Annotated in this window: 5 protein-coding genes; 1 reads left to right on the forward strand and 4 read right to left on the reverse strand. The window is 64.8% G+C overall.

Annotation, left to right across the window (positions count from 1 at the left end; all coding sequences use genetic code 11):
- Positions 1-112: 112 nt before the first annotated feature.
- From ACFPN9_RS25920 to ACFPN9_RS25935, 4 genes are all read right to left on the reverse strand, one after another.
- Entirely contained in the window at positions 113-559 is a 447-nt protein-coding gene (locus ACFPN9_RS25920) for a DUF1622 domain-containing protein (RefSeq protein WP_348626282.1), read from the reverse strand.
- A 254-nt stretch (positions 560-813) separates the two neighbouring features.
- Positions 814-1158: a hypothetical protein gene (locus tag ACFPN9_RS25925; protein ID WP_066722757.1), complete on the reverse strand. Its 345-nt coding sequence runs from the start codon at positions 1156-1158 to the stop codon at positions 814-816.
- Positions 1159-1337: 179 nt separating this feature from the next.
- Positions 1338-2855, reverse strand: a complete 1518-nt coding sequence (glgA, locus tag ACFPN9_RS25930) for a glycogen synthase GlgA (protein WP_068075377.1) — start codon at positions 2853-2855, stop codon at positions 1338-1340.
- A 461-nt stretch (positions 2856-3316) separates the two neighbouring features.
- On the reverse strand, positions 3317-4081 hold the full coding sequence (locus ACFPN9_RS25935; protein WP_245282397.1) for a Spy/CpxP family protein refolding chaperone: 765 nt from the start codon (positions 4079-4081) through the stop codon (positions 3317-3319).
- A 901-nt stretch (positions 4082-4982) separates the two neighbouring features.
- On the opposite strand from ACFPN9_RS25935, the gene ACFPN9_RS25940 reads away from it, so the two are divergent.
- Complete coding sequence (locus ACFPN9_RS25940; protein ID WP_377817877.1) at positions 4983-5549, forward strand: hypothetical protein; 567 nt, start codon at positions 4983-4985, stop codon at positions 5547-5549.
- Positions 5550-5680: the final 131 nt, after the last annotated feature.

Genomic DNA, 5680 nt, shown 5'->3' on the forward strand with positions numbered 1-5680 from the left:
TCCCATCGTCAGCCTGCCAGCCGTGGCCGCCTGACCAGCCCGACCAAAGCCGGCACGCGGTGGCTCTGCGAAGCTACACCACCAGCAGGGACACGACCAGAAGACACTCAGTTCAAAGCCGGCCACCAGCCGAATAGTGATCCGCCTCGCGCCGTCGCCAGGGCCACTGGCCCTCAATTTCGACCTGAAGTGAGAAGCTCAGGAACGTGCGTACGGCGATAATCAGAGCCAGCACGCCTAGGCTCTGAAAGGTAGGGGTCACGGCGACCGTACCGATAATGTCGGCCGCCACCAGAAACTCGAGCCCAAGCAGGATGCCGCGGCCAAGATTGGCCCGGTAACTCCGGAACGCCGCATCCCACTCGCGGCCAACGCCTCGCCAAAGGAATAGAGCGGTCGAGACAATCGCACCCAGCACAATGGCGGCAACCCCGATCACCTCGATCGTGGTGGCGATCCAGTGCAGGACGTGAATGATCGGCGCCCGCATCTCGGCATTGGAGAAGATTTCTGCTGGCTCCATGCTCGCTTGCTCGATTCCGCGCTCGGGAGAAAACATTCGTTGCAGTCACAGCATATGGCCCGGTTCACGACGGGCCTGATGCGCTGCTCAGGTTGTCCAAATTACCCGTGCCGTGCGTTGACCGTCGGCGTGGGCTCATCGAAGCTCAAGTATAACCCGGAGCCCCTGGCAAAGGGGCGGCTGGACGGCCGTGATCTGTCGGCGGCCTCAAGACTGAGGCGACGTGGAGCAGCAAAAGTTCGGCGTGAGCTGCGCCGAGCTTTACGCGCCAGGCTCGCAACCTCGCAACCTCAACGCAAACCGCCCGGTGCTTGAAAATCGACCGGTCCGAACGGATTGCGCGCCCCGATGAACGGACCTGTGATCGGATCCGGCAGCACACCCTCTCCAAAGCGGTCCCGCTGGTTCTGCCAGGGCGGCAGATTAAGGTAGGACCGCGTTTGCGCATACCCGCCGGTGACGCCGTCGAGCGAGCCTGCCGGCACGACGTTGCCTGCATCCAGATAGCTGCGCGGCCGGACCTTCAGGATGAGGACTTCCTCGCTGCCACGAGGACGGGGCTTCGCCTCGGATTCGAGCGTGAGAGCGAGCGAAGCCGCAAGGGACAACGCGGCACAGGCGACAAGGCGATTCATGAGTGCTCCTTCCTGGTTGCGCCAGAATCTGTCCGGTCTCCGGCCGAGCTTCCTTGATCTGACGCAACGGATCGCTCAGCCCCTTTTTTGCGGTCGTGAGTCGTTTGCAACTCGTGCGGCCGAGCATTGCACGCACGTGAACAGCTTCGCGTCGGGTCGCCATCCAAATGCCGGTCCCGTCATCGAACGCCGACGCTTCGGACGACGCAGTCGTAGACCGCCGCATAATCAGAGGCCGACTGCTGCCATTCGAAGCTGCGCGCCATGGCGCTTCGGCGCATCGCCTTGAGCTGCCGGCGTGAGCCGAAGGCGTCGATCGAGCGGTAGACGGCGTTTAGGAAACCGGCGAGCGACAGGTCCTTGAAGAGGAAGCCCGTGATCCCGTCCTCGATCGTATCAGCCAGGCCGCCGGTTCGATGAGCGACAGGCAGCGATCCGAACCTCTGGGCATACATCTGGCTCAGCCCGCAGGGCTCGAAGCGCGAGGGCATTAGCAGAAAGTCGCTGCCAGCGAACATGCGCCGAGCAATCCCTTCGTCGAACCCGATTTTGACGCCGACCTGTCCGGGGTAGCGGGCGGCCAGGTTCTGCAGTTCCGCCTCGAGCCGACCCTCTCCCCGACCGGTGACGACGATCTGTCCGCCTTGGCGAACGATCGTTTGGGTCGCTTGGATGGTCAGGTCGAGGCCCTTCTGATGCACGAGGCGCGACACCACGGCGAAGAGCGGCCCGCGCGACACAGCGAGGCCAAACGCGTTCCTGACCTCCTCGGCGTTGACGCTCTTGCCTTTCCAGTCATTGGCGTCGAACGGGCTTGCCAGATGAGGGTCGGTGCGGGGATCCCAGCTCTCGTCGATCCCGTTGAGGATGCCGGTAAGGCGTCCCTCGCGGGCCCTTGTGCGCAGGAGCCCGTCGAGGCCGCAGCCGAACTCCGGGGTGGTGATCTCCTCGGCGTAAGTCGAGCTGACGGTGGTGACGTGCGAGGCATAGAAGATACCAGCCTTGAGGAAGGAGAGGTCCCCGCAGAACTCGACGCCGTGCATCTGAAACGCGGCGTCCGGAATGCCGAGTGCTCCGAGACGGTCGCGACCGAACACCCCTTGATAGGCGAGATTGTGAATGGTCATGATGCTCGGCGTCGGGCGTCCGCGCCAGGCGAGGTAGGCCGGAGCGAGACCGGACGGCCAGTCGTTGAGATGGATGAGGTCCGGCGCCCACGTCGGGTCGCCAAGACCACAGGCGATGTCGGCCGCAGCCAATCCGAGCCTTGCGAAGCGGATATCGTTGTCGGCCCAGTCGGCCCCGTTCACGTCCACGTAAGGCGAGCCCTCGCGGTCGTAGAGCTCGGGACAGAGCAGGACGTAGAGGGTCAGACCGTCGCGGGTCTCGATCCGGCCGAGATTGCAGGCGGGCAGGCTCGAAAGACCGTCAAGCCGTCCGACGACTGGGACGTTGCCGAGGCTTACGAGCAACTCGCGGTAGCCCGGGATGAGCACGCGAACATGGTGCTGCTTGCGGAGCGCGCGTGGCAGGGCAGCTGAAACGTCCCCAAGCCCGCCGATCTTGACGTAGTCGGCGATCTCTGACGTGACGAACAGAATTCGCCGGCCGCGGCTACCGGCAGGAGCCGATGTGGCCCACCTCGACGGCGGCACGCGGGCGCCCAACGATGCCTTGCGGCGGGAAGCATCACGCATGATGTTTGTCTCCTCACTGCCCCGAGGCCCATCACGGTGCCGCGGTTTCGCGCCTTGGGAGCGGTTCGTGTTCGGAGGGGGCGTGATCATCGCGGACTGACACAAGTTTTGCTGGAGCCGCACCGGCGTCGGCGCACAACGGGGTTCAGCAACAAAGACGTTGAGTTAACCGTCCTCTTACAGTTGATTTTGGTTGGGCCGAGCGCGGCGCTGAAGGGCGGTCCGTGCGACCGCTGGGGACCACAGGCGGCAGCGGGCAGAGTTCACAGGAGTGCGCCAGCCGATTTGGCCCAAAGGTTTTTCCGGGCTCGTCCACCGGGAAGCACATGATGCGATTTCTCGCCGTTTCGAACGAGAGAAGAGGCGCCGCGCGGACGAGTGGGGGGCAACGCGCCCTCGCGGCGGTGCCAGAAGGAATTATAATTCGCCTCCTGGAGCTCGGGGCAATTCTCAACCAGCGGTCAGAAAGTCGCGATGAACGGCGCCACCAGTTCGTCGGCCGTGCGCTTCTGCGTCTCGTCAAGCGACCCGTGGAGCTTCGCGAAGGCTGTACGGGCCGATTTCAGCGCTTCGAGCCTGGCGGAGAGGTGCTGCTCGTATTTCTCCAAACGGTCGGTCGCCGACGAATACGCCTGGCGCATCTGCTGCCGGGCTTCGAGCAGGTGCTTGCGGCTCGTGCGGAGCGCGTCGGCGAACGCGGTCCAGGCAGGGGCCTGGGCGTCGGTGATGCGGAGCTCAGCCCTGAGGAACGCGAGGCGCCCCTCGAGCCGCTCCGTCATGTCGACCATGGCCGGGCCCATCGCCATGCCGGGCGTGCCCCCGCCCATCCCGCCGCCCATCATGCGCATGTGGTCGTTCATCATGCGCATCATGTTGTCGCCCATCATCCCGCCCGTCTGGCCGGACATCGCGCCCTGCCCCATCGCGCCGCCCTGACCCATGGACCCTTGCGGCTGCATGCCTGCGCCCGTCTGACCTGACTGGCCCTGCATGCGCATGTTGTCGTCCATCTTCATGCCGCCCCCCGTCGAGCTGCTTTGACCTTGCGGGGCCATGCCGCCCATCTGACCGGACGAGCCGCCCTGCCCGGCCGATCCTTGCGATTGCATTCCGCCCGTCGCGCCCGTCTGGCCGGGCTGGCTCTGCTGCATGCGCATTTTATCATCGTCCATCATGCCGCCGCCCATGGATCCGCCCGATCCACCTTGAGACTGCATCGGCATCATGTCGTGCATCGCAAAGCGGAGCGGCCGATCGACCGCTCGTGCGGGACCTGGTCCGGCGGCGAGCAGTGCGCCGGCTGCGGTCGCTAGGGCAAGCATGGAGGCTCTGGCGGTTTTGACTGACATTGGCTGGTTCTCCTGGTGGTAAAGTTGAAATCCTGTGCCGCGATGACCGCTTGGGCCCCTTCTGCCAAGGCCTCGAGCAATCATCCTTGATCTTGCGCAAATCCCCCGGTCCCAATTCCCGCCCTTGGGATGGCGAGCGTTAACGGCGCAGGTCGCGCAGGTAGCTCCCTTGCTTTGCAGTCGGCCGTGCTTTGTCGACGGCTGGTTTGATCCTGATCTCTTGTTCGACGTGCTCAACCCGCTTCGGTGTTCCCACTCCTCGGCACTGGCGCCCGGGCAGGCTTGCGCCCCGCCCCACTGGCCGCGCTTGCATTACCTCCGGAGGTGCCCTCCCTCGCAGCCAGGCGCTCCCTGGCAGATGCTCTTCAGGGTGTGATCCTTCAGCTCCTTGTCGTGGTGCTCCAGAAGCGGTGTCGACCCTCCCCGGTCGTCCAGAGCCTGTCCCGGCGGCTTGCGCTCTCCTGTCGGGGCCACGAATTGGGGGTGGTGAGTGGGCGGCACAGCATCCAGTTTCGAGCCGGGAGGGGCGCCCGAACTGGACTGAGCCAGGGCAGCCGATGCCGCCAGCACAGTCCCGAGGAGCGCCAAACTGATCCGTTTGCGCATGGCACCGCCCTCCAGAAGATCTGTCGCCCAGCGACCCATCTCTCAGAATGACGTTTTCGGTCGCGGGTTATTACAGCCTGGAAGGCTTGGCTGCTACGCGCCGTTTTCATGGAAACGCTCGCCCACCGGCAGCGTTGATGCGAAGGTCCGCATGACGCCAACGGAGTTGAGTATGAAGAAGACCTTGATCTTGCTTTCGGCGACGCTCGCGGCGGGAATTTCGCTCGCGTCTGAAGGGGCTTTAGCCCAGCGCGGCGGCCATGGGGGCGGTGGCCACGGGGGCGGCGGGTTCCACGGTGGAGGTGGAGGGTTCCATGGCGGAGGCTTCCGGGGCGGTGGATTCGGCGGCTTCCGCGGTGGCGGCATTTCTCATCGGGGCTTCGGTGGAGGGTATGCCCATCCAGGGATTTATCGCGGCGGCTATGGGCGCGGCTATTACGGACGTGGCCACGGGGGCTACTACGGCGGAGGCTATGGCTATGGCGGCTACTACGGCGGCTGGGGGGCGCCCTGGTTGCTGACGGGCCTCGGTCTCGGCTACGGCCTGGGATATTACGGCGGTTACGGGGGTTACTATTCGCCAGCCTATTACGGTGGCTATGGCTACGGTGGCTATCCTGCGTACGATGGTGGCGGCGGCTACGGGGCAGGCTACGAAGGCCCATGCGTCCTCGAACGACGGTGGGTGCGAACGCGCTACGGCGGTTCCCGACGAGCCTGGGTCAGGAGCTGTTACTGAGCGCGTGACCCCTCTGCCCGCGTTGATTGGGGGGTCTGACGCAGTTCTGCTGACGCTTGGGGTCATTGCGCGCCGATCAGACGGGCTTGGAGGAGATCGATCTTTCCGCGGCCGTACATTTGGCGTTTGAC

Origin of the sequence: Allobosea massiliensis (assembly GCF_042655245.1) — a bacterium.
Classification (GTDB): Bacteria; Pseudomonadota; Alphaproteobacteria; order Rhizobiales; family Beijerinckiaceae; genus Allobosea; species Allobosea massiliensis.